22 protein-coding genes and 1 pseudogene are annotated in these 24525 nt (G+C 64.0%); 16 read left to right on the top strand and 7 right to left on the bottom strand.

Annotated elements, in window-relative coordinates; genetic code table 11:
* Positions 1-909 precede the first annotated feature (909 nt).
* Positions 910-1074, top strand: coding sequence for a hypothetical protein (locus tag P8014_RS12910; protein WP_337817733.1), 165 nt, complete (start codon positions 910-912; stop codon positions 1072-1074).
* Positions 1075-1119: 45 nt separating this feature from the next.
* Here the strand turns inward: P8014_RS12910 and P8014_RS12915 are convergent, their stop codons facing one another.
* The 3 genes from P8014_RS12915 to purT all read right to left on the bottom strand — a co-directional run bounded on the left by P8014_RS12915 (position 1120) and on the right by purT (position 3645).
* Positions 1120-1986, bottom strand: a complete 867-nt coding sequence (locus tag P8014_RS12915; RefSeq protein ID WP_337817734.1) for a carbon-nitrogen hydrolase family protein — start codon at positions 1984-1986, stop codon at positions 1120-1122.
* Between the two features lie 107 nt (positions 1987-2093).
* On the bottom strand, positions 2094-2405 hold the full coding sequence (locus tag P8014_RS12920; RefSeq protein WP_337817735.1) for an antibiotic biosynthesis monooxygenase: 312 nt from the start codon (positions 2403-2405) through the stop codon (positions 2094-2096).
* Between the two features lie 40 nt (positions 2406-2445).
* On the bottom strand, positions 2446-3645 hold the full coding sequence (gene purT, locus P8014_RS12925; protein ID WP_337817736.1) for a formate-dependent phosphoribosylglycinamide formyltransferase: 1200 nt from the start codon (positions 3643-3645) through the stop codon (positions 2446-2448).
* 236 nt (positions 3646-3881) lie between these two features.
* Between purT and P8014_RS12930 the strand changes: the two genes are divergently transcribed.
* The 6 genes from P8014_RS12930 to P8014_RS12955 all read left to right on the top strand — a co-directional run bounded on the left by P8014_RS12930 (position 3882) and on the right by P8014_RS12955 (position 9726).
* Complete coding sequence (locus P8014_RS12930) at positions 3882-4946, top strand: class I SAM-dependent methyltransferase (RefSeq protein ID WP_337817737.1); 1065 nt, start codon at positions 3882-3884, stop codon at positions 4944-4946.
* Positions 4947-4948: 2 nt separating this feature from the next.
* Positions 4949-5386, top strand: a complete 438-nt coding sequence (locus P8014_RS12935; protein ID WP_337817738.1) for a hypothetical protein — start codon at positions 4949-4951, stop codon at positions 5384-5386.
* A gap of 15 nt (positions 5387-5401) precedes the next feature.
* On the top strand, positions 5402-6286 hold the full coding sequence (locus P8014_RS12940) for an ABC transporter ATP-binding protein (RefSeq protein WP_337817739.1): 885 nt from the start codon (positions 5402-5404) through the stop codon (positions 6284-6286).
* Positions 6287-6619: 333 nt separating this feature from the next.
* Positions 6620-8614: a UvrD-helicase domain-containing protein gene (locus P8014_RS12945; RefSeq protein ID WP_337817755.1), complete on the top strand. Its 1995-nt coding sequence runs from the start codon at positions 6620-6622 to the stop codon at positions 8612-8614.
* 2 nt (positions 8615-8616) lie between these two features.
* Positions 8617-9432, top strand: a complete 816-nt coding sequence (murI, locus tag P8014_RS12950) for a glutamate racemase (RefSeq protein WP_337817740.1) — start codon at positions 8617-8619, stop codon at positions 9430-9432.
* 84 nt (positions 9433-9516) lie between these two features.
* Positions 9517-9726, top strand: a complete 210-nt coding sequence (locus P8014_RS12955) for a DUF465 domain-containing protein (protein ID WP_337817741.1) — start codon at positions 9517-9519, stop codon at positions 9724-9726.
* 189 nt (positions 9727-9915) lie between these two features.
* On the opposite strand, the gene P8014_RS12960 is transcribed toward P8014_RS12955, so the two are convergent.
* Both P8014_RS12960 and P8014_RS12965 read right to left on the bottom strand, forming a co-directional pair.
* Positions 9916-10122, bottom strand: coding sequence for a SlyX family protein (locus P8014_RS12960; RefSeq protein WP_337817742.1), 207 nt, complete (start codon positions 10120-10122; stop codon positions 9916-9918).
* 98 nt (positions 10123-10220) lie between these two features.
* A complete protein-coding gene (locus P8014_RS12965) occupies positions 10221-11147 on the bottom strand; it encodes a lysylphosphatidylglycerol synthase transmembrane domain-containing protein (RefSeq protein ID WP_337817743.1) in 927 nt (308 codons plus the stop codon).
* Positions 11148-11273: 126 nt separating this feature from the next.
* On the opposite strand from P8014_RS12965, the gene P8014_RS12970 reads away from it, so the two are divergent.
* The 7 genes from P8014_RS12970 (at position 11274) to P8014_RS13000 (ending at position 17922) form a co-directional block, all read left to right on the top strand.
* Entirely contained in the window at positions 11274-12749 is a 1476-nt protein-coding gene (locus P8014_RS12970; RefSeq protein ID WP_337817744.1) for a glycosyltransferase family 39 protein, read from the top strand.
* A 64-nt stretch (positions 12750-12813) separates the two neighbouring features.
* Positions 12814-13683 carry a tetratricopeptide repeat protein gene (locus P8014_RS12975; protein ID WP_337817745.1) on the top strand — a complete coding sequence of 290 codons (870 nt, stop codon included), beginning with the start codon at positions 12814-12816 and terminating at the stop codon, positions 13681-13683.
* Between the two features lie 46 nt (positions 13684-13729).
* A complete protein-coding gene (locus tag P8014_RS12980; RefSeq protein WP_337817746.1) occupies positions 13730-14854 on the top strand; it encodes an MgtC/SapB family protein in 1125 nt (374 codons plus the stop codon).
* A gap of 25 nt (positions 14855-14879) precedes the next feature.
* Positions 14880-15893 carry a phosphotransferase gene (locus P8014_RS12985; protein WP_337817747.1) on the top strand — a complete coding sequence of 338 codons (1014 nt, stop codon included), beginning with the start codon at positions 14880-14882 and terminating at the stop codon, positions 15891-15893.
* Positions 15881-16552, top strand: coding sequence for an N-acetylmuramate alpha-1-phosphate uridylyltransferase MurU (gene murU, locus P8014_RS12990; RefSeq protein ID WP_337817748.1), 672 nt, complete (start codon positions 15881-15883; stop codon positions 16550-16552). The genes P8014_RS12985 and murU overlap by 13 nt, the downstream gene beginning before the upstream one ends.
* Positions 16553-16579: 27 nt before the next feature.
* Positions 16580-17032, top strand: a complete 453-nt coding sequence (locus P8014_RS12995) for a hypothetical protein (protein WP_337817749.1) — start codon at positions 16580-16582, stop codon at positions 17030-17032.
* A gap of 176 nt (positions 17033-17208) precedes the next feature.
* Entirely contained in the window at positions 17209-17922 is a 714-nt protein-coding gene (locus tag P8014_RS13000) for an OmpA family protein (RefSeq protein WP_337817750.1), read from the top strand.
* A 53-nt stretch (positions 17923-17975) separates the two neighbouring features.
* On the opposite strand, the gene P8014_RS13005 is transcribed toward P8014_RS13000, so the two are convergent.
* Positions 17976-18446: an Lrp/AsnC family transcriptional regulator gene (locus P8014_RS13005; protein ID WP_337817751.1), complete on the bottom strand. Its 471-nt coding sequence runs from the start codon at positions 18444-18446 to the stop codon at positions 17976-17978.
* A 156-nt stretch (positions 18447-18602) separates the two neighbouring features.
* On the opposite strand from P8014_RS13005, the gene metC reads away from it, so the two are divergent.
* Both metC and rpiA read left to right on the top strand, forming a co-directional pair.
* On the top strand, positions 18603-19805 hold the full coding sequence (gene metC / locus P8014_RS13010; RefSeq protein WP_337817752.1) for a cystathionine beta-lyase: 1203 nt from the start codon (positions 18603-18605) through the stop codon (positions 19803-19805).
* Positions 19806-20075: 270 nt separating this feature from the next.
* Entirely contained in the window at positions 20076-20732 is a 657-nt protein-coding gene (rpiA, locus tag P8014_RS13015; protein WP_337817753.1) for a ribose-5-phosphate isomerase RpiA, read from the top strand.
* Between the two features lie 58 nt (positions 20733-20790).
* On the opposite strand, the pseudogene P8014_RS13020 reads toward rpiA, so the two are convergent.
* Positions 20791-24446: pseudogene (locus tag P8014_RS13020) on the bottom strand (DUF3683 domain-containing protein).
* Positions 24447-24525 lie beyond the last annotated feature (79 nt).

The raw sequence follows: 24525 nt of genomic DNA on the forward strand, positions 1-24525 counted from the left end.
TATCGCCAGCGTTTGGGTTATATATGATATGACGTCCAAACTCAGCCGCCGCCAACCTGTGCAGTAGAACGACGTTGCACTGCTGTGCCGCGCTTGGCATCTCGAACTGCCGCTCGCAACACAGCTATGATCTTGTCATTGCTACGCTCTAATCTATTAGTAGACTTAAGCTTAATGGCAAGCTCAAGTGGAGTTAAATTAATCGCCTTACTTACTTGTTAACGGAGGATTCGATCCAAGCCCTAAAACCAAATCAACCTTAGGCAAAGAGTTTTCCAATACGGCCCCTTGAAGCGGACTAATTCCAGACTCATCTTCGCCGTTAATATCAAGCCCACGCAAAACAAGAAAAGTTAGGACCTTGGTTTCTTCATCATCGAATATTAGTTGATTTTTTGCGAAACGCTTGAGATGGATGCAATACGGCCGTTGCCATACTCGCCCCCTATTTGAAATTATTGTGCTTTGGTTCAAAGCTAGGCCCCCTGTCGCCCAACTTGATTATTAGTGACAAATCACTGCTAGTCACTTCACCCCACGTCATTTGTTCGGGAAACTCCTCGAAGCAATCCCGCCCTCTGGGCCGCCTCATCCCCGGCATATTGACCGCGATCAGCATCGACGCTGCCCGAACCATATTCCGAACCCGACCCAATGAATTCAGTGGACATCAATCGTGACGCCCAATAACCATATTTTTATGGTGACATAGCGTCTCAAGGCCATCAACGACAAACAAACGCTGCTACTCACGATATGCAGAATCCACCAACTCGTGCTGCTCCAATCCGCCCTAACCGATGAACGCTTCCTTGGGTAGCAGGTTACCCTCACTAAACGACAACGCTCGAACATGCACTGGCCGCCAGATCGGAACTCGAATTCGGTGCGCGCCGTCTCGTCGCCGGGATGGCTTTGGCCTTGCTGGCCAGTTTGCTGATCGGCGCCGCTCCGGCAACGGTGGCGGAAGCGTTCGTCGCCAGGCGGCTCGACGGCGTTGATGCCCGAACGTTTGGCGTACTGCCGGCCGGACCGGGGGTAGAGGATATTCTGCAGCGGGCGATGCCAAGCTGAAGCGTCACCAAAGAACCGGAAGACGTGAATATCCGAAACCCGGGTTTAACGAATCGCGTCAGCAACCAGCCCGATCACATGATAGGGGGTCTCGGACATCCGGAGACGAGCGGGCAAATCGGATAGCATGGTTTCCTGCTCGCGCATTTTGCGCAGCATTTCCGGCTCAAGCGTCGCAATGACCAGCTGTCTGTTGTCCCTGCCAGCTTCGGCCAACACGTTCCCGTAGGGCGACCAGATCGCGCTGGCGCCGCAAGTCTGCCAGTCGCCGGTCGTGCCGACATGGTTCGAAAGAGCACAGAACATCGTATTGTCCAGAGCACGCGCGGGAAACCAGACGCGTGATTCGTAGTAACCGTTGCCCGCACTGAACAGCGCACTGGCGAAATAGACATGGCAGCCGTTAAGCGCTGCCGCTCTGGCATGTTCCGGAAAACCCGTGTCATAGCAGATGGCCAACCCGAACCGCCAATTGCCAAGGTCCAGCGCGACCCCAGTCCTACCCGCCGCATAAAGCGAGCGTTCCGTAGGGAACAGGAACTGCTTGTGATAGAAGCCACGGAAACCGCCTGTTCCGTCGACAATCAACGACGACACATGCAGATCGCCGCCACCCCGAGCAGCAGCGCCGATCAGGGCGGCCACCTCGTTTTCCCGACAGGCCTCGAAAATCGGCTGCAGCCGTGGATCTTCGGCCGTCACCGCATATTTGTCCGGATCCGACCGTATCAGACCGGGTTCATAGCCACTGAGAAATTTCTCAGGGAACTGAACGATGGTCGCTCCTGCATCACCGGCCTCTCGGACCATAGCTGCGGCCAGACGGACATTGGCGACCACGTCTCCCGCAACCGGCTGCGCTTGAGCGCATGCAATCGTGACCGGGGTGTCAGGCATCCCTGCGGCGTCCATCTATCGTCTCCCGGATGAACGAATACGCTGCCGAGCGAATGCGGCAAGCCCCCCTTTCCCCTTGGCCCATACTTCCGATACGGATAGGCAGCAACAGCTCAACGAAATCATCCGCGATATGCGGAAATCACCACCTCGTGCTGTTCCAACCCGCCCTCGCCGACGAACGCTTCCTTGGGTAGCGGGTTGCGATGCGCGGCCTTGAAATCCTCGCTGCCGATCCAGTTGCGAAAGGCCTCTTCATTCTCCCAGCGCGTCAGCACCACCCACGGCGCCCCTTCGCTGCGGGGTTTGAGTATTTCCATGCTGACGAAACCCGCTTGCTGCTCGACCTGTCCTGCACGATTACGGAAACGCTCCTCGAACCGCTCCTCCCAACCGGGGGCGACGGGTACGCGATTGGCGACGACGTAGTACATCGTTGAACTCCTGTTGTTGAGAAATCAATTTGTTGAGAAATCAATCGGCTGACACGGGGCGTACACATGCGGCGGCCTCGCGCGCACGCTCGCGCGCCTGCCGGATGTCCTCGCCACGCGCCAGGGCCACCCCCATACGGCGGCGCTCGAACGACTCCGGCTTGCCGAACAGGCGCAGCTCCGTGGCCGGGACGCGCAAGGCATCGGCAACGCCCTCATAGGCGATGCCGCGCGCTTCCAGGCCACCGTAGATCACCGCGCTGGCACCCGGCGTCAGCAGTTCGCTGGACACCGGCAGGCCGAGGATGGCGCGCGCGTGCAGCGCAAACTCGCTTTGCGCCTGCGTGACCATGGTCACCATGCCGGTATCGTGCGGGCGCGGGCTCACTTCGCTGAACCACACCGCATCGCCGCGAACGAACAGTTCGACGCCGAAAATGCCCCTCCCGCCCAGGTCATCCGTCACCGCGCGGGCAATCTCCTGTGCCCGCTGCCGTGCCTGCGCAGACATCGGCTGCGGCTGCCAGCTCTCGACGTAGTCGCCGCGCTCCTGGCGATGACCGACGGGCTCGCAGAAATGCGTTTCGGGCAGGCCGTCCGCACCGACAGTACGCACGGTGAGCAGCGTGATTTCGAAATCGAACTCGATCACCGCCTCGACGATCACCCGGCCCTTGTTCACGCGTCCACCGGACTGCGCGTAATCCCACGCCGCATCGACAGCTTCTGCGCTGTCGACGCGCGACTGCCCCTTGCCGGACGAAGACATGACCGGCTTGACGATGCAGGGGAAACCGATCTCCGCAGCCGCCGCCCGCAACTCCTCCAGGGAATCGGCGAAGGCATAGCGCGAAGTCGGCAGACCCAGTGTCTCCGCCGCAAGACGGCGGATACCCTCGCGGTTCATGGTGAGCTGCGTGGCGCGCGCGGTGGGAATCACCTCGGCCAGCCCCTCGGCTTCGATTTCGGCGAGCGTGTCGGTCGCGATGGCCTCGATCTCGGGCACCATCAGATGCGGGCGCTCGCGTTCGATCAGCTCACGCAGTGCGACCGGGTCGGTCATGTCGATCACGTGCGCGCGGTGCGCGATCTGGTGCGCGGGCGCATCGGCGTAGCGATCGACCGCGATCACCTCGACAGCCAGACGCTGCAGCTCGATCGTCACTTCCTTGCCCAATTCCCCCGCACCCAGCAGCATCACACGCAGCGCGCTCGGACTCAACGGCGTTCCCAGATTCATGCAAATCCTCCCGAAGACCGCACGCCCACAGCTGCATTGCGCGGAGCGGCGCTGAAACGAACGGCGGAGGGCGTATCGTCCGGCGGTTTCTGCGGCATGCGCGACACCCGCCTCCGTCTGATAAAAAAGCCATTATACGGAGCAGGCACAAGACTACCTCATACCGCATGCCGGCATGTGACAAGTCGGTAACAGCCACCTTGAACGACATGCGGAGATGCGAAGCCGGTGCTAGGATGATCGCCTCTTCGCAGCGCATCTTCCCAAAAGCCATGGCCACAGATATCGATTCCCTGCGTCAGGACATCATGCGCCGAGCCCAGGCGGCGGTCAGCCTCGACATCGCCTACATCGGCGTAGCCAACGGCCTGTTCGCCGCGCTGGACGAAATCGGCAGCGCCAGCCCGTCACGCCTCGCCGCACAAGCGGAAATGGACGACGCCTACGTCATACGCTGGTGCGACGCCGCCTACGCCTTCGAACTGATCGATGAAGCGGTGGACGGCGAGTTTCAGCTCACGCCACTGGGGCGCGCCTTCATGCCTGAGCAACCCGGCACCCTCATGCCTTTCGCCGTGCAGAGCATGCTCTCCTCCCACATGAGCGAGCGGGCTGCCGGACTCATGCGCAGCGGCGAACGCCCCGGCGAGCGCGTACTCGGCGAACGCGAAACCATACTACCCTGGTTCGGCCCCATGCTGGAACACCAGTTCGCCCCCCTGCTGGAAAAGCAGGTCGTCGATCAGGTGCCGACCTTCCGCGCGGTCGACGAACGCGGGGGACTGGCCGTCGATCTGGGCTGCGGCAACGGCTGGTACCTGCGCACCCTGGCCCGCCGCTGCCCGCACCTGCGCGGCATCGGCCTGGACGGCTTCGACGAAAACATCTCCCAGGCGACGCGGCTGGCCGAACAGGAAGAGCTGGACAAGCGCCTCAACTTCGCGGTCGGCGACATCCACAACTTCCACATCGAGGAACCCGTCGATCTGATCTCCATGAACCGCGCCCTGCACCACGTCTGGGACGAAAAGGAAAACGTCTTCCGTATCCTGCGCGAGCATCTGCGTCCCGGCGGTGCCGCGGTCATCTGGGAGCCCAACTGGCCGGCGCGGCGCAGCGATCTGCGCAGCCCTGCACGACGCGGCATGGCCTTCCAGAATCTGAGCGAACACGTGCAGGGCAACCACTTCCTGCGCCCCGAGGAGATCGCCGAACAGTTCCGCGCGGCCGGCCTGGAACCCGAGGTGCACTTCGTGGCCGACGGGCGCGACGTGATCGTCACCGGCACGCTGGCCGCATAGCGATGGCGTCCCAGCAACCGCCACAGCAGCCGGGTGCGCCGATCGAGAAGCGGGTCACCATGCTCACACGCTCCGGAGAGCGCCTCGGCCTCGACGTTTCGCTAGCCGACGAATACGGCAAACAGAGCGCGGCCGAATACCTCGAACACGTCTACGAGCACATCAAGCGCAAGCTCGACGAGCCGACGCCGTTCAGCGGCTTCGGAGCGCCGAGTCCGCACGACCAGCAACGCATGCACGAGATGATCCTGTTCATCGCCGCCTTCCACGACAGCGCCTTCGGCACCTTCAACCGCCGGAGCGCGCTGCCCGACCAGGAACGCAGCGAGTTCCTGGAGATATTCCTGCTCGCCTGCGCCACCGTACTCGACGGCCGCGACCTGCGGATCGACCTCAGTCATGGCGGCGGACGCATCCGCAGCGAGCTGAGCCTCGACTAGAAGCCGCCTAAGACCATGGAATCCCTGCTCGTCGCCCGTAACCTGACCAAAGACTACGGCAAGGTCCGGGCCGTGCGCGGCATCGGCCTCACCGTGGAGCCGGGCAGTTGTCTCGGGCTGCTCGGCCCCAACGGTGCGGGCAAGACCACCACCCTGGAAATGCTCGAAGGGATCACCTCTCCCAGCGGCGGCGAGATCCTCTACCGCGGAGCACCGCTGGGCACGGATTTCCGCAATAGCGCCGGCATCATGTTCCAGGAGACCGCGCTGGCCGAATTCATCACCGTGCGCGAGACCCTGCAGATGTTCGCCAGCCTTTATCCACGCACCCGCGCGCTGGACGAACTGGTCGAGCGCTGCGCGTTGCAGGAATACCTCGACCGCGACAATCGCCGCCTGTCAGGCGGACAACGCCAGCGCATGCTGCTCGCCATCGCGCTGGTCAACGATCCCGACGTCCTGTTCCTGGACGAACCGACCACCGGCCTCGACCCGCAGGCCCGGCACAACTTCTGGAGCCTGATCGAAGACATCAAGGCCGAGGGCAAAACGGTCCTGCTCAGCACGCATTACATGGAAGAGGCATACACGCTGTGCGACGAGATCGCCATCATGGATCACGGCGAAATCATCGCTCTCGGCACGCCCGACGCCCTGCTCGCGCGCCATTTCAACGATGTCGTCCTGCAACTGCCGCTGGACGCACTTCCTACCGGCACCCGGGAACTGCCGATGACGGCGCGGCGAACCCATGATTCGTTCGAGATCGAAACCGGCGACGTCAATGCCGCCATCGCCGCGTTGTTGAAGGCGAGCGTGCCACTGGACGGCCTGCGGATACGCAGTCGGACTCTGGAGGATCTGTTCCTGGAATTGACTGGAAAGGAGTTGAGAGGATAAAGGGCATCGTATTGTCCATCTCCTCAAAACTGGTTTCCAAATTAGTGCCGATTTCGGGCACGAGTCAGCGGCGGGTGTTGTTTAGCTTGCGCCAAGTGGAATCCACGTACTTGCTGACCTCGGCGGCCGGTTTCGGACGCGATTTGGGGTATAGGGCATCTATCTGAATCGACGACACGCCCGAAACGAGCCTCAACGCCGACAAGGGGAAGCAATCTCGACACGCACCGCCCAAGCCTTAGCGCAGCCAAAAGCGCGTCGCCGACCAGCGACTCCCCACAAGACTCCAGCGTCCGGTTAGAATACGCAACCTCCATGAGCACCTCCCCCGAAATCGAAGGCCTCAACCCCGCCCAGCGCGCGGCCGTCAAGGAAACGGACGCGCCCCTGCTGGTGCTCGCCGGCGCGGGCAGCGGCAAGACGCGCGTGATCACGGCCAAGATCGCGCACCTCGTGCGCCACCGCGGACTGAGCCCGCGCGGCATTTTCGCGGTGACGTTCACCAACAAGGCCGCCCGCGAGATGAAGGCGCGCGCCGCAGCACTGCTGTCGCGCGAGGAAGGACGTGGCCTGAGCGTATCGACCTTCCACACCCTCGGCCTCAACCTGCTGCGCCAGGAACTCAAGCATGTCGGCCTCAAGGCCGGCTTTTCCATCTTCGACGCCCAGGACAGCACCACGCTGATCCGCGAACTCACGCACAAGGACGCCCCCGGCGAAGCGGACCCCGTCCGCTGGCAAATCTCCACCTGGAAGAACGACCTGCTGCGCCCCGAAGAAGCCATCGGCTACGCCGAAAACGATCTGCAGCTCACCGCCGCCAAGGTCTATGCGGCCTATCAGCGCTCGCTGGCGGCCTACAACGCGGTCGACTTCGACGACCTGATCCTGCATCCGGTGCGGCTGCTGGAAGAGGACCCCGAGGCGCGCGAGCGCTGGCAGAACCGCGTACGCCATCTGCTGGTCGACGAATACCAGGACACCAACGCCTGCCAGTACCGTCTCATGCGACTGCTGGTCGGCGTCGACGGCGGCCTCACAGCGGTGGGCGACGACGATCAGTCGATCTACGCCTGGCGCGGCGCACGGCCCGAGAACATCGAGCAGCTCGGCAAGGATTTCCCGCGCCTGCAGGTGATCAAGCTAGAGCAAAATTACCGCTCTACCGGCCGTATCCTGCAGACCGCCAACCACCTCATCGCCAACAACCCGCATCTCTACGAGAAGCGGCTGTGGAGCGCGCTGGGCGCCGGTGAGATGCTGCGTATACAGCCCTGCAAGAGCGCCGAGGACGAAGCCGCCAAAGTGGTTTCGGAAATCATCCGACGCCACTTCCAAGACCGCTGCAACTACCGCGACTTCGCCATCCTCTATCGCGGCAATCACCAGGCCCGCCCCTTCGAACGCTGGCTGCGGGAACAGAACGTGCCCTACAAGCTCTCCGGCGGCACCTCGTTCTTCGAGCGTCAGGAGATCAAGGACGCCATGGGCTACCTGCGCCTGCTGGTCAACCCTGACGACGACGCCGCCTTCCTGCGCGTGGTCAACATCCCGCGCCGCGGCATCGGCCCTTCGACTCTGGAAGCGCTCGGCCAGTACGCCCACGGCCGCGGGATCGGTCTGCTCGCCGCCGCCGGCGAGTTCGGCCTGGAGCAGCATCTGTCGGCGCGCGCGCTCACCGCGCTGCGCCGCTTCACCGAATGGGTCGAGGAGTTGGCGCGGCGGGCCGCGGAACCCGAAGCCGATCCGGTCGGTCTCACCCGCCGCGTGCTCGACGACATCGAATACCTGGCCTGGCTGGAGGAGACCTACGACGATCCCAAGGCCGCCGCGCGGCGCATGGACAACGTCAACGAACTAGTCGATTGGCTGGGCCGGCTGCGCGCCGACGAACCCGAGCGCAGCCTGGCTGACCTGGTCGCGCACATGTCGTTGATGGACATCCTAGAACGCAACAACGAGGAGCAGGATCTCGACGCAGTCAACCTCATGACCCTGCACGCCGCCAAAGGGCTGGAATTCCCGCACGTGTTCCTGGTCGGCATGGAGGAGGAGCTATTGCCGCACCGCTCCAGCATCGAGGCCGACACCGTGGAGGAGGAGCGCCGCCTGGCCTACGTCGGCATCACCCGCGCCCAGCGCTCGCTGCTCATCACCTACGCCGAGAAACGCAAGCGCTACGGCGAGGAGATCGACTGCGAACCCAGCCGTTTCCTCGAGGAACTCCCCGAAGAACACATCGAATGGCGGCGCGAACAGGCCAATCGAGAGGAAACCCGCGACCTCGGCCGCGCGCACCTGGCCAGCCTCAAGGCCATGCTGGATTGAGCATGGACATCCGGCAACTGCCGATAGGCGTGTTCGATTCCGGCGTGGGCGGACTCACCGTGCTGCGCGCTCTGCACGCACGCCTGCCGCACGAAGCCCTGCTCTATCTCGGCGACATGGCGCGCCTGCCCTACGGCAGCAAGAGTCCGCACACGGTCAGCCGCTACGCGCGTCAAGCCGCCGAAGTGCTGGTCAAGCGCGGCATCAAGCTACTGGTAGTGGCCTGCAACACGGCCTCGGCCCTGGCGCTGGAAGACCTGCGCGCAGCCTTTCCGCAAATTCCCGTCATCGGCGTACTGGAGCCGGGAGCCGCGGCGGCCTGCGCAGCCACACGCAGCGGACGCATCGCGGTCATCGCCACCGAAAGCACCGTGCGCGGGGGCGCCTATGAGCGTGCCATCCACGCCCTGCTCCCGGCTGCCGCCGTGCGCGCCGCAGCCTGCCCGCTGTTCGTGGCGCTGGCCGAGGAGGGCTGGCACGATGGCCCGGTAGTGGAAGCCGTTGCCCAACGGTATCTGAAACCCTTGTTCGCCGACGCTCGCCCGGATGTATTGGTGCTTGGCTGCACGCACTTCCCCGTGCTCGCCTCGGCCATCGCCAAGGTGGCGGGACCGGAAACGACACTGGTCGACTCGGCGCACACTACCGCCGAAGCCGTAGCCGAGATGCTGGCAACCTTCGATCTTGCCGCCGAGCCTTCGTCCAAACCCTCCGTGCACTTCATTTCGACCGACTCGCCGGAACGCTTCGCCCGCGTGGCCGAAGGTTTCCTCCCGCACACGCTCCGCCCCCTAGAGGTCGAGCTGATCGACCTCTAGGGGGCTGCTGATGCTCCGACGGTCGCACTTTGCAGCCGCCCGGTCGCATGGTATGTTCAGCTTCCCACGTCCATACCACGCGCCATGCAGCCGATCGAGACTCCCGACAGCATCCGCCTGCGCCTGGAAGCCCTTCGCGTCGAGCACCGCGACCTCGATTCCGCCATCAATGCGCTGGCCGTGAACCCCGCCGTCGACCAGTTGCAGCTGAGCCGCCTCAAACGCCGCAAACTGATGCTCAAGGACGCCATCGCGCGCCTTGAGAGCGAGCTGATTCCGGATCTCGACGCTTAGCAGGCCATTGTTGTCACTCAGGTTGGTGCGAGAACTCGAATCCGGCGCAGTACTCTACCAACCGACCAACTTCACCAGCCGATCCGGTTCCCCCGACACCGTTTTCCCGCATTCCATCCTGTGAGCGTCATTTGCGCAACGAGCTTGTGCGACGACTCGGAACACGCTCTGCCTGTCGATACACGACGGCTAATAATGCGGCGGCGGAGGCTCCTGCCCCGGGTCGCCGACGGCTGGCGGCGCAAGCTCGGAGAGTTGCGACCGCAAACGCTCGATCGCGACCCAGGCGTCGCGCAATTCCCGTTCGCGCGACATCAGAGTTTGCGTCACCTCGTCGAGTCCGGCTTCGAGGTAGGCGACGCGCTCCTCCAGTTCGACCAACCGTTGTGTATCCATACGCTTCTTTCTAAATAGATAACCGAAGAAACGGCGAAACATTTTCCGTGTGAGGGAAATTTTCCGCCCCGTGATATCGGGTTTTACTACAGAGCTGTTTAGTCCGCACTTTCCGCGGCGGCATCCTCCGCCTCGGGGCGCGGCAGCAAACGGGCCAGGCCGGCACCCAGCACCGTGGCCCCGAGAATGAACAGATGCAGGTTCACGGCCGCGGCCAGCGCAGCGGTCAACGCCACGCCCTGGGGCGCCAGCCCGGCCATCACGCCGGCCTCGTAGGTTCCGACGCCGGCCACGCCGTGCACCGGCAGCACACTGCCCAGTTCGCCGCCGATCATACCCGGCAGAGTCACCAGCCAGGGCAGTGGATCGAAGCGGGTGAAGATGAAGGCCATCACCGCCAGCTTCACGCCCCAGTTCACCCAGGTCCATGCCCAGGCGCGCCAGAACACCACCGGCCGCTCGGGTAGCCCTTCCACCAATTTACGTCCCAGATCCGCGCCGCGCCCGCCGCGCCCCCGCAAGCGCGCAGCCAGCCAAGCGCGCATGACAAAGGCCACGGCAGGCAGCGCCAGCCACAGCGCCAACAGCGGCGCGCCCAGCGCATCGGGCAGGTAGCGCTGGCTGACAGCCGACCACCCGACGGCGAGCAACACATGCAAATCCAGCACCCGTAGCCACAGCAGCGAGGGCACCGAGCGGCTCACCGGCACCCCGAAATAGCGCCGCATAAGCACCGGGAACGCCGCCTCGCCGGTGCGCATCGGCAGTAGGTTGTTGAAGAAATTGTGCAGCATGGTCAGACGCAGGGTCGCCGCGAACTGCCCGTGCAGCGCCGGGCTGAAATAGTCGTAGATACGCAGGGCACGCAGGGCGTAGGTGCCCAACATCAGCACCAAGGCGGCCAGCAGCGTCGGCGGCGACAGACTCAGCCACGGCACCAGCAGCCGTTTCCAGCCGATCAGGTGTTCGAGCCAGCCGACGAAGGCGAAAAAGATCAGGAGCGCGAGCGCCCAGCGCCACTTCATTCCGGATTAACCTCACGTTACTAACAGGTAAGTTGTCCGCCGCGGGGAGGCGCGCCTAGACTGCCGCGCCAGTGCCGACCCCCTCGGCGACACCGCGAAGCGCAGACCATCGAAGCCAACCGCTCCATGACCGCCAGGCGATCGCTTCCAAGCCGCCCCGGCGCGATGACCCTCGCGTTGCTGACGCTGGTCGGCCTCACGCACCTGTTCGCCATGCGCAGCATCGGCCTGAGTGGCGACGCCGCACATTATGCCCTCTACGGGGCCTATCCGGCATGGAGTTACTTCGACCATCCGCCGTTGATCGGCTGGATGCAGGCCCTGATCGAGCACTTGACGACCTCCAATCTCGGCCTACGACTGTGGCCGCTGGCGCTGATTCTGGCCAGCAGCGCGGTACTCTACCGTTTCACCCGCGAGCTGTTTCCCGAAGAATCGCCCTGGCTGGGCTTCAACGCCGTGCTGGTCCTGCAGTCCGGCATCATGTTCATGCTCATGGGCATGTCCATGCTGCCGGACGACCCGCTGCTGCTGTTCGTCCTGCTGTCCGCCCGCGCCCTGTACCGCACGATCACGCTCGACCAGGTGCGCGGCTGGCTCTGGGTCGGCCTGTGGTTCGGCCTTGCCGGCCTGTCCAAGTACACTGCGATCACGCTGGTCGCCTCCGCGATCGTGCTGATGATCAGCGAGCGGCGCTGGTCGCAGTTGCGCACGCCCTGGCCCTGGCTGGCCATGCTGATCGCGCTGGCGGCGATCAGCCCGGTACTGTGGTGGAACTGGCAGCACGGCTGGATATCGTTCCGCTATCAGGTGTTCCACGTCGACAACCCGCAGACCAACTGGTCCGTGCACCGTTTCCTGGTCTCGGAAGCGATTCAGTTCCTGGCCTACTCGCCCGGCATCTACCTGTTCGGCCTGGCCAGCGCCGTGCTCGCGCTGCGCCGCCGCGGCGACCCGCGCATGCGCCTGCTGCTGGCCGTCGCCGCGCCGGTACTGATACTGCTGGACGCCTCCTCGGGCCTGCGCGTCTCGCTGCCGCACTGGACCGCCGCCGGCTGGGCCGTGCTCAGCATCCCGATCGCCTACTGGCTGCAGCGCTACTGGGGAACTTCCCGCTGGCTACGCATCGGAACCTACCTGTCCGCAGCCTATTCGCTGCTGCTCGGCGCCGTCATCCTCAGCCAGTTCGCCGCGCCCTGGATTCCGTTCAAAACCAATCACAACCCACTCGCCGACCTGTACGGCTGGCAACAGGCGGCGCTGGCGGCCGAGGCACTGCGCACGCGGCAGGCGCATACGCCCGGCACGGCCCCGGTATTGTTCGCCGGCGACTGGTCCTACGCCAGTCATCTCGCCTGGTACGCGTACCCGACACCGGTGCAGATCACCACTCACAGGCTGCACCAACTCGACCTTTGGTACGGCAGTCCGGCCAAGGGCGCGCGCGGGATTCTCGTGGTTCCCTATCAGTTCCACGGAAATATCTCCTCATGGCGCGCCAAGTTCGGCCACTGCGCCCTGGCGGAAAAGCTCCCGATCGACCTGCATGGCAAGCCCGCCACCACCTACTTCCTCTATAGCTGCCGCGGCTACCTCAACTGAGACGCGCCATGCCCTCACCCCGTTTTATGCGCCGCCCGACTTGAACCGAGGCGCAACCGGCCTCATGCTTCAGGCATGGGACGACACTGCGGAGGGTGAGATGTACGACGAACTACGCGACACGCTGCAGCGACACGCCACTCTTCCCGAGGAGCAACTCGACCTCACCACCTCGGCCCTGCTGATCGCCCGCAGCGCCTACCCATCGCTCGATCCAGCGCCCTATCTCGACCGCCTCGCGCGCTGGGCACAAAGCCTGTCCGACGGGATCCCGGCGGATAGCGACGTCCCCACCCGCATCGCCTACCTGAACCGATTCCTGTTCGAGGAACTTGGTTTCGGCGGCGACGACGAGGACTACTACAACCCGCGCAACAGCTTCCTCAACGACGTTCTCGATCGCCGCCGCGGCATCCCCATCACGCTGGCACTGGTCTACATGGACATCGGCCGCCGTATCGGCCTGGAGCTGGAAGGCGTTTCCTTCCCAGGCCACTTTCTGGTCAAACTGACGGTCATGGGCGGGCAGGTTGTGCTCGATCCCTTCAACGGCGGCGTGAGCCTGGACGAGGAAGACCTGCGCCAGCGCCTGCAGACGCAGTACGGCCGGACGCCGGGCGCGATGCAGTCGTTGCTGCACCGCGCCGGCAAGCGCGAGATCCTGGTACGCATGCTGCGCAACCTCAAGGGCATCTACCGCCAGCAGGGCGAAGTGCAGCGAGCCCTGGAGGTCATCGACCTGATCATCACGATCGACCCTCACCTCGACGAGGAATACCGCGACCGGGGCCTGCTGTTCTACGAGGTAGACTATGCGCCGGCGGCGTTGCGCGACCTGCGACACTATCTCGTCGCCCAGCCGGAAGCCGAGGACGCCACCCGCATCCGCGACCTGATCATCGACCTGCAGCGCGAACCCGTGCAGCTGCACTGAACGCGAGCCGGAGCGGCGCTGTGAGCTAGGGCGGCCTGGTCGCGACATGCCGGAATTCAGCGACATCCACCTGCTCGGCCTGGCCCTGGCCCAGGGCCTGCTCATCGGGCTCGAGCGCGGCTGGCAGGCCCGCGAGGCGCCGGAAGGAACGCGCATCGCCGGCATCCGCACCTTCGGCTTGATCGGCCTGATCGGCCTGATCGCCGCCCTGGTGACCTATGCGCTGGGCCTGCTTGCAGCCAGCGGCGCCTACTATCTTTCCGCGGCTTCAGCGGTCGTCGCCACCCTGCTGCTCGGCTTCAAGCCCACGCTGCACCACTGGATACACGAACTCGAGGAGCGGACCTTCTACGCGGCGCTGCGCCTGCTCCTGATCTCCGTCGTCGTCCTGCCGATCCTGCCCGACCAGGGCTTCGGTCCATGGCATGTGCTCAACCCATACACGCTGTGGTGGATGGTCGTACTCATCGCCGGCCTGTCCTTCGCCGGTTTCATCGCCATGCGCCTCGCCGGCCCCAGGCGCGGCACGCTCTACACCGGACTGTTCGGCGGGCTGGCGTCGTCCACCGCCGTCACCCTCAACCTCTCGCGCCTGAGCCGCAGCACGCCGGAGCAAGCCAGTCTGTACGCCACCGGCATCCTGGCCGCATGCGGCACCATGTTCCCGCGCACGCTGATCATTGCCAGCGCGGTCAACCATCAACTGGGCACCCGCCTGGCGCTTCCGCTCGGCGTCATGACCGTCGCCACCTATCTCGGGGCTGCCCTGCTGTGGCGCCGCACGCCGGCGGCCACTCCCCATCCGCCGGAGCTTCAGAATCCGCTGGAGTTGCGCCAGGCCCTGCGTTTCGCCGCGCTGCTCGCCGTCATCCTGCTGCTGGCCGAAGCGATCAAGCGCACTCTGGGCGACGCCGGGCTGTATCTGCTCGCCGCCGTTTCCGGCGTCACCGACGTCGATCCCATCAACCTGTCGGTGGCACGCATGACGCAGGGCGACCTTGCCCTCTCCGTCGCAGCCATCGCTATCGTCATCGCCGCCATTTCCAACACCTTGACCAAAGGCGTACTGGCCGCCGCCGTAGGCCATCGGCGGCTGGGGCTGCGCGTGCTCGGCGTGCTCTTCGCCAGCGCCGCCCTCGGCGTGCTCTCGCTTGCGTATACTGCGTTCTGAATCCGCACTGCCGCAGCCTTTCCACATGCCGAACGATCTCCGCCTCCAAGCCATCGGAAGCTGGCTCGCCACCCAACTCGACAAATTCGACGCGCTGCAGCCGGCCTCCGGCGACGCCAGTTTCAGACGCTACTTCCGTACCCGCACCACCGCGGGTCATGACTACATCGTCATGGACGCCCCGCCGGAGCAGGAAGCGCTTGCACCGTTTCTTGACGTCACCCGGCGCCTCGCCGACGCCGGCGTTCACGTACCCCGGGTCCACGCCCACGACGCGGCGCAGGGCTTCGCCCTGCTCGAAGACTTCGGCTCCACGCACTACCTCGCCGAACTGAACCCCGACACCGCCAACTCCCTCTACAGCGACGCCTTCGCCATGCTGCTGCGCATCCAGCGCGCGTCCCATGCCGACCTGCCCGACTACGACCGCAGCACGCTTGAACGCGAGATGGCGCTGTTTCCCGAGTGGTTCCTCGGCCGCCATTTCGGCCTACAGCTTTCGCCCACACAGCAGGCCACGCTGAATGCGATCGAAGACGTTCTGGTCGCCAACGCGCTCGAACAGCCCCAGGTCTTCGTACATCGCGACTACCACTCGCGCAACCTCATGCTCACCGCCCAGGACAAACCCGGTGTGCTCGACTATCAGGACGCCGTCCGCGGCGCGCTGACCTATGATCTCGTGTCCCTGCTGCGCGACGCTTATGTCGCCTGGCCCGACGAGCGCGTTCGCGCCTGGGCCCTGGACTATCGCGACCATGCGGTCGGCGCCGGCCTCTGCGCCGCAGTCGCCGACAATACCTTCCTGCGCTGGTTCGACCTCATGGGTCTGCAACGCCAGCTGAAGGTGCTCGGTATCTTCGCCAGACTCTGCCATCGCGACGGCAAGATGGGCTATCTCGCCGACCTGCCCCGCGTGCTGGCCTACGTGATGCACACCGCACCGCGCTACGCGGACACCGCACCCCTGGCCGACCTGCTCAAGGCCCTGGACATCCCAACCCAGCTGGATCGGAAGCTGTCAGCATGCGCGCGATGATCCTCGCCGCCGGACGCGGCGAACGCATGCGCCCGCTCACCGACCACACCCCCAAGCCGCTGCTGCGCGTAGGCGGACGGACGCTGATCGAACACCAACTGCAACGCCTAGCCACTGCCGGCTACCGGGAGGTAGCCGTCAACCTCTCCTGGCTGGGCGAACAGATCCGGGAAACGCTGGGCGACGGCAGCCGCTTCGGTCTGCATATCCGCTACTCCGAGGAACCGCCCGGAGCGCTGGAAACCGCCGGTGGCATACGCCATGCGCTGCCGCTGCTGGGCGACGCGCCGTTTCTGGTCGTCAACGGCGACATCTGGTGCGATCATCCGCTCACCCCGTTCGACCCCGGCGAAGCACTTGCCCATCTCGTGCTGGTCGACAATCCCGAACAACATCCACAAGGCGATTTCTCGCTGCACGGCGATCGTGCCAGCGACAGCGGCGGGCCACGGCTCACTTTCAGCGGCATCGGCTATTACCGGCCCGAACTGTTCGACGGGCTGGGCGAGGGTCCGCAACCGCTGGCTCCGCTGCTACGTAAAGCGATGGCGCAAGGCCTCGTATCCGGCGAACACTACCGCGGCAACTGGATCGACGTCGGCACGCCCCAGCGCCTGGACGCACTCGACACCCGCCTCGCCTCGGAAAAACCCGCCTAAGTCCCATTTCCCGCAAGGAGCCCCCCTATGGCTTTCGATCCCGACCGCGTCAGCGCCTCCTTCGACTTCGACTGCAACCACGTCGCTGCTTTGCGGCGCGACTGGCTCGCTCTGCTCGATCTGGCGGTATTCGGCGACGTCCGCTCGAGCAAAATCGGCGCCGTCGACCGTCTACGCAAACGTCTGCTAGAGAGCGGCGAGGGTCTACGTTCACTGACCAACGACCGCAGTTGGATTCCACAGCCACGCGAGCAGATCAAGGGGGCGATGGGCGCGAGCGTCAAACTGCGCGACGTCCTGCTCGGGCTCGAACGCGCCGCCCAGTCGGTGAACGGCGGCGACGACTTCGCCCGCTTCGAGAAAACGCTGCTCGGCTTTCGCCACGAACTGCTGCGACTCGTCGAGCATCACGAAGCGCTTTGGGCAATTCTGCTGGAGGAGCAATATGACGAGGATACAGACGATGAAGAGGATGACTAGCTGCGACGGAGCATAATTCGTCGCCTCTCGGCAACAACCTGAGCGTAAGATGCAAGGCATAACCGACGAAACGTCGGTAACAGACGACAGTTGAGCCTTTTTCGCCAGAAACGAAAAATGCTTCGCGACGGCTACCCGAATGGCGGCAGCCGACTTTCACTACAAGGAGGTGTTCAATGCGTCACATCAGTCGCCCCGCTCTGCGTCAGCTGGCTCTCGGCATCGGCCTCGCCCTGCCCCTGTCCGCTTTCGCCGCGCCCGGTTATTGGGTCAACAGTGCCGGCCAGACCTGGCACAACAGCTATGGCCAGTGCTGGCACACCGGAAGCTGGACCAGCAAGAACGCGACCGCCGCATGCGATTCGCAACTGATGCCAAAGCCCAAACCGGCGCCAGTCTCCACCAGCAAGCCCGAACCCACACCGGCGCCTTTGCCCAAGCCCAAGCCCAAGCCCAAGCCCAAGATGATCACCCTGAACGAAACCGCCTCAGGCAAGGCCACCATGGGCTTCAACAAGTATGCGGTCACGCCCGAGCAAGCCCAGCTCCTCGACAGTCAGCTCAAGAGCATCAAGGACTCCGAGGTGCAATCGGTGAAGATAACCGGCTACACCGACCGCATCGGGCCGCGCGCCTACAACATGAAGCTATCGCAAAAACGCGCCGACTCCGTTGCCACCTACATCAAACAGCACTACGACATCTCCGCCAACAAGATCCAGAGCGTCGGTATGGGACCTGCCGATCCGGTGGTGCAATGCAAGGGGGTGTCCGGCTGGAAACCACTGGTCAAGTGCCTCGCTCCCAACCGCCGCGTCACGGTCAAAGTCGACATGGTCACGACCAAGATGGTTCCGGCGACCCCGACGGGACAGCAGAACGCGAACTGATCGTCCATCAAAGCAGCCGGCCGGGCGGACGCAGCTCCGTCCGGCCGAGTCGATCATCCACTGCCCGCGATATAGTCCAACGGCAGTTCCGTCGTCGACTTGATCCGCTCCATCGCAAAGCTCGAACTCACGTCCTGCAGCCGCGCCAGGCTGATCAGCTTCTTGTAGACCGTATCGTATGCCGCGATATCCGGCACCTGGATACGCAGCAGGTAATCCACGTCGCCGCTCATCCTGTACAGCTCCACCACCTCCGGAATTTCCGCCACGCCGCGGGCAAAGGTTTCGAGCCAGTCCATGTCGTGCTCGCTGGTGCGCACGGACACGAACACGGTGACGCCGACATTCAGCTTGTCCGGATTCAACAGCGCGACGCGCTTGGTGATCACGCCGGCTTCCTCCAGTTTCTGAATGCGCCGCCAGCACGGCGTCGGCGACAAACCGACCCGCTGTGCGATCTCACTTATGGAGAGCGTTGCATCCGCCTGCAGGCAGGCGAGAATATTGCGATCGAATTTATCCACGTAACATCTGATTAGATTTATTTACCTTGAAGTAACTTTTATTGAGCATGAATAACCCAAAATCAAACAATCAAAAGCATACATTAAAAACACTATCCATGATTCAAGGTATATTCTTTCTCACACCCAAATCACATCCAACCGCCAGGAGGCCACGTGAGTCAGGGCAAGACAAACGACACCCGGAATGACATCACCGGCGATCTGCAGCCGAGCACCCGCCTCACGCATCTCGGCCGCGACACCGCCGCCCAGCACGGCTTCGTCAATCCGCCGATCTACCGCGGCTCGACGGTGCTGTTCGAGAGCATGGACGACCTGCTCAACGACCGCGCCGAGTTCACCTACGGCCTGCTTGGAAACCCGAGCATCGCCGCCCTGCAGGATGCCTGGTCCGAGTTGGCCGGCGCCGCCGGCACCATCCTGGCGCCCTCCGGCCTGATGGCGATCACCACCTCTCTGCTCGCCGTGCTGCAAGCCGGCGATCACCTGCTGGTCACCGACTCGGTGTACGGCCCCACGCGCAGCTTCTGCGACAAGATGCTCAAGCGCTTCGGCGTCGAAACGAGCTATTACGACCCGCTCGTCGGAGCCGGCATCGCCGAACTCATGCGCCCGAACACCCGGGCCGTCTTTCTCGAATCCCCAGGCTCGCTGACCTTCGAGATCCAGGATGTGCCGACCATCGCCGAAGCCGCACACGCGCACGGCGCGGCGGTCATCATTGACAACACCTGGGCGACGCCGCTGATGTTCGACGCGCACCGCCACGGCGCGGACATCGTCATCGAAGCCGGCACCAAATACCTGAGCGGCGCATCCGACCTGCTCTTCGGCCTGGCTTCGGCCAACGCCGAATACTGGCCCGCGCTGCGCGCGACTCACGTCGGCCTGGGCAGCACCGTAGGCCCCGAGGACGTTTTTCTCTGCCTGCGCGGGCTGCGCACGCTGAACCTTCGCCTGCGCGAATCCGAGCGCCAGGCGCTGGACATGGCGCACTGGCTGGAACAGCGCCCCGAAGTCGCGCGAGTGCTGCACCCGGCACTGGAACAGCACCCCGGCCATGCGCTCTGGCGGCGTGATTTCACCGGCTCGTCGGGATTGTTCTCGGTGATTCTGCACCCGGCCCCGCAACGAGCCGTCGCCGCCATGCTCGACGATCTCAAGCTATTCGGCATGGGCTATTCCTGGGGGGGATTCGAAAGTCTGGTTACCCCATTCGATCCAGGCAGGATACGTACGGCCACCACGTGGCAAGCCGAAGGCCCGGCCCTGCGCTTCTACATCGGCCTGGAAGACGTACAGGATCTCAAGAACGACCTGACTCGCGGCTTCGAACGCTTTCGGGCCGCCAGCTGACAGCCTGCCCGAGACGCCGGTCGATCCAGGCGCCGTCCAGATCGACCGGCGTTTCCGCGGTTTCCGCCGGGCGGCGAACCGACCTGATCCAACTCGTTCCGCGCCGGGCAAAACGCACCGCCCCATCGCGTAAACAGGGGCCAAAGCGATCATGGGCGCCGAAGATTCCGCCCCCACCCGAGCGGCGAATGCGCATAGACACGCCGAGTATCGCCTATCCTCGGCTCGTCTTAGTATGATGCATCCAGAACCTACACAACGGACGAGACCATGGACCAGGATGCAATGAAGAAAGCCGCTGCCGAGGCGGCGCTCAGCTATGTCGAGAACGGCATGGTCGTGGGCGTCGGCACCGGCTCGACCGCCAACCACTTCATCGATCTGCTGGCCGGCATCAAGGCCCGCATCGACGGTACCGTCGCCAGCTCCGAAGCATCGGCTCAGAGACTACGCGATCACGGTATTCCGGTGCTGGACCTCAACGCCACCGGCCAGCTTCAGCTCTACGTCGACGGCGCCGACGAGGCCACCCGGCAAATGCATCTGGTCAAGGGCGGCGGCGGCGCACTGACGCGCGAGAAAGTGGTCGCCGGCGCCAGCGATCGCTTCGTCTGCATCGCAGACGACAGCAAACTGGTCAACTACCTGGGGCGTTTCCCGCTGCCACTGGAAGTCATTCCGATGGCGCGCAGTTTCGTCGGTCGGGAGCTGGTCAAGCGTGGCGGCAAGCCCGTCCTGCGCGAGGGTTTCACCACCGACAACGGCAATCTGATCCTCGACGTACACAACCTGGACATCCTCGACCCGGTCAAGATGGAGACCGAACTGAACATGATCCCCGGCGTGGTCACGGTCGGCATTTTTGCGGCGCGCCCAGCCGACGTCCTCATCCTGAGTGGCGAAAACGGCGTCCAGACCTTGAACTAGGCCGGCTCACAAAGGCCCGGGACGCGCCAGCGCACGCTCCGGGCCTGACCGGAGACGTCTACAGCAGCACCCGCTCGATTCCGCCGCGATTCGCCTGCTCCACGAACCGCTCGGCCCAATCCTCCCCGAATTGCTTGCGTGCCAGCTCGACCACGATGTAGTCGGTATCAAGGCCGGTATCCTCAGCGTAGCGCGACAAACCCTGTTGGCAGGCCGGACAGCTGGTCAGCAACTTCACATTGCCGCTGTCTGCGGTATCCGCCCCCGTCAGGTCGCGAATCCCCTTGCGCAGCTCCTCCTCCTTTCGGAAGCGTACCTGCGTGGCGATGTCCGGACGGCTCACCGCAAAGGTTCCCGCCTCGCCGCAGCAGCGATCGGACAGTTGCACGCCCTGCCCCATCAGCGTCGAAGCCACCGAGGTGGGATTATAGGTCTTCATCGGCGTATGGCAGGGATCGTGGTAGAGGTACTGCACGCCCTCGACACCATCGAGCTTGACGCCCTTTTCCATCAGGAACTCGTGGATATCAAGCAGGCGACAACCGGGAAAGATCTGCTCGAACTCGTACTTGAGCAGCTGATCCATGCAGGTACCGCAGGATACTATTACCGTCTTGATGTCGAGGTAGTTCAGCGTGTTGGCCACGCGATGAAACAACACCCGGTTCTCGGTGGTGATGGCCTTGCCCTTCTCCGCATCGCCGCTGGAGGTCTGCGGATAGCCGCAACATAGATAACCGGGCGGCAGAACCGTCTGTGTTCCCGTCTCATAGAGCATGGTCAGGGTAGCGAGACCGATCTGGCTGAACAGGCGCTCGGAGCCGCAGCCGGGGAAATAGAATACGGCCTCCGAATCCTCCGTGGTACGCGCCGGATCGCGCAGCACCGGCACCAAGGTGTTGTCCTCCACGTCCAGCAAAGCGCGCATGGTGCGGGCCGGAAGCTTGCCGGGCATCGGCTTCTTGACGAACTGCACGACCTGCGTCGGCAACGAGGCGCGCTCCGCGGTCGCCGACGGGCGGCGCTTGTTGCGTAGCAACCCAAAGCGGCGAAATACGCTGTGCCCAGTGCGTTGCGCCTTGTAGCCCCACTGGATCATGGCCTTGCGCATGGCCCGGATGGTAGTCGGGTCCTTGACGTTGAGAAACGCCATCGACAGCGCCGTCACCGGACTCGCGCGCCGCTTGCCGCGCTGCTTGAGGATATGCCGCATGCGGATGGTCACGTCGCCGAAGTCGATGTTCACCGGACACGGCGTGAGGCACTTGTGGCAAACGGTGCAGTGATCGGCCACCTCGTTCATCTGCTCGAAGTGACGCAGGGAAATGCCGCGACGGGTCTGTTCCTCATAGAGAAAGGCCTCGATCATCAGCCCCGTACCAAGAATCTTGTTACGCGGCGAGTAAAGCAGATTGGCGCGCGGCACGTGCGTATTACACACCGGCTTGCACTTGCCGCAGCGCAGACAGTCCTTGATGTCATTGTTGAGGTCGCCGAGCTCACTGGCCTCCAGAATCAGCGCTTCCTGTTCGACCAGGCGCAGCGACGGCGTATAGGCCCCAGCCAGACCAGAACCCGGCATCAGTTTGCCCTGGTTGAAATGCCCCTCCGGATCGATCTCCTGCTTGTAGGTGGCGAAGGCCTCGACCACCTGCGGGTCCAGATACTGCATCTTAGTCAGGCCGATGCCGTGTTCGCCCGAGATCACGCCATCCAGCGAACGCGCCAGCGCCATGACCTCGTCGACCACCTGCTCGGCCTCGCGCATCATGGCGTAGTCGTTCGAATTGACCGGGATGTTGGTGTGTACGTTGCCGTCGCCGGCGTGCATATGCAGCGCCACGAACAGGCGACTGGACAGCACCCGCGCGTGCAGCGCGTCCAGGCGTTCGCGTAGCGGTTCGTACTCACGCCCCTCGAAGATCTCCTTGAGGGGGCGCTCGACCTCGGCCCGGTAGGACACACGCAGGCTGCGACGCAGCAGCAGCGCCATCAGCGTATCGCCTTCGCGCAGATCGGCGCGCATCGTTTCCGGCAACAACCCGGAATGCTCCGCCGCCGCCTCGTCGGCGTGCGCCAGCATGGCTTCCCAGCGCGCCTTGATGCCATCAAGATAACTCAGCGCCGCATCGCGCTTGACCGCCAGCTCCGCCTCGCCCTCCTCGCTCTTCTCGTAGCCCGGCACCCGTTTGAGTTCAGGCAGGTCACCACGCAGGCATCCGAGCATCGCATCCACGATACGCAACTTGTTGCGCATCGACAGATTGATGTTGATGCGCTCGATACCCTCGCTGTAGGCGGCGAGGTTCTCCAGCGGAATGACCACGTCCTCGTTGATTTTGAAGGCGTTGGTATGCGCGGCGATGGCCGCCGTGCGCGAACGATCGGCCCAGAAGCGCCGCCGCGCTTCCGGACTGGTGGCAACGAAACCCTCGCCGCCGCGCTGATTGGTCAACCGCACCACGCGCGAGGCGGCGCGCGCGACCGCGTCCTCGTCGTCGCCGACGATATCCGCGATGAGCACCATCTTCGGGCGCTCGCCGCGGGTCCCCTTAGGCGTGTACTTCACCGCGCGCACGTAGCGTTCGTCCAGATGCTCGAGGCCGGACAACACCACCTCCGGATCCGCATCCAGCGCGTCCTTGATCTCGACGATGGCAGGCACCGCATCGCGCAGGTCGGCGCCATAGAACTCCATGCACACAGTGCGTATGAACGACGGCATGCGGTGCAGCACGAACACCGCGGAGGTGATCAGGCCGTCACAGCCCTCCTTCTGCACACCCGGCAGGCCACCGAGGAATTTGTCGGTAACGTCCTTGCCAAGCCCCGCCTTGCGAAATGCCCGACCCGGGAAACTCAGCACCTTCGGCTCGCCGAGCGGGGTGCGCCCGTCTGGCTTGAAGCGCGTCAGGCGAAAACGCACGGTGTCCTGATCGTGGATCTTGCCCAGGTTATGTCCGAGACGCTCGACCTCCAGCCACTGCGCATCCGGCGTCACCATGCGCCAGGACACCAGGTTGTCCAGCGTCGTGCCCCACAGCACCGCCTTCTTGCCGCCGGCGTTCATCGCCACGTTGCCGCCGATGGTCGAGGCATCCTGCGAAGTCGGGTCGACCGCGAACACCAAACCCTGCGCGGCGGCCAGCTCGGATACCCGTTTGGTCACCACGCCGGCCTCGGCTCGCACCGTCGCCACTTCCTGCTCGACTTCGGGCAAGCGCCGCCGCTCGACCGAGGACAGCCCTTCGAGCTTTTCGGTGTTGATCACCGCGCTGTCCGGCGTCAGCGGGATCGCGCCGCCGGTATATCCCGTGAGAAACGCCGCAGCGCTCGCGCGCGGCGTTTACCTTGCTCCGGGAAGTCGTTTGCGAACCGCCTGACCGCCTCTCGCGCTGACCGGGCCAAAACCAGGGCATCCTCGCTGCCCTCCGCACGAGTCACAATCTGATCGAGCCGGTGGTTCATCGCCTCGATAAGCTGTTTGAGACGCTTGCGGTTGGCGAGCAGGTCGTCCTGGATATAGGGGTTGCGGGTCACCACCCACATGTCGCCCAGCACCTCGAACAGCATGCGCGCCGAGATCCCTGTACGGCGCGTGGAACGCAGGCGGTTGAGCGTTTCCCACGCATCCTCGCCTAGGAAGCGGATAACGATCTCCCGATCGGAGAACGAGGTGTAGTTATAGGGGATTTCGCGGATGCGCTCGAACATGGACACGGCTGGTATTGGCAAACTCATAGGATACGGGCTTGCGGCGAGAACAAAAAGCCGGCGGAAGTGCTGGAATGCA

The sequence above is a fragment of the Acidihalobacter sp. genome, from assembly GCF_037381185.1.
Taxonomy (GTDB): domain Bacteria; phylum Pseudomonadota; class Gammaproteobacteria; order DSM-5130; family Acidihalobacteraceae; genus Acidihalobacter_A.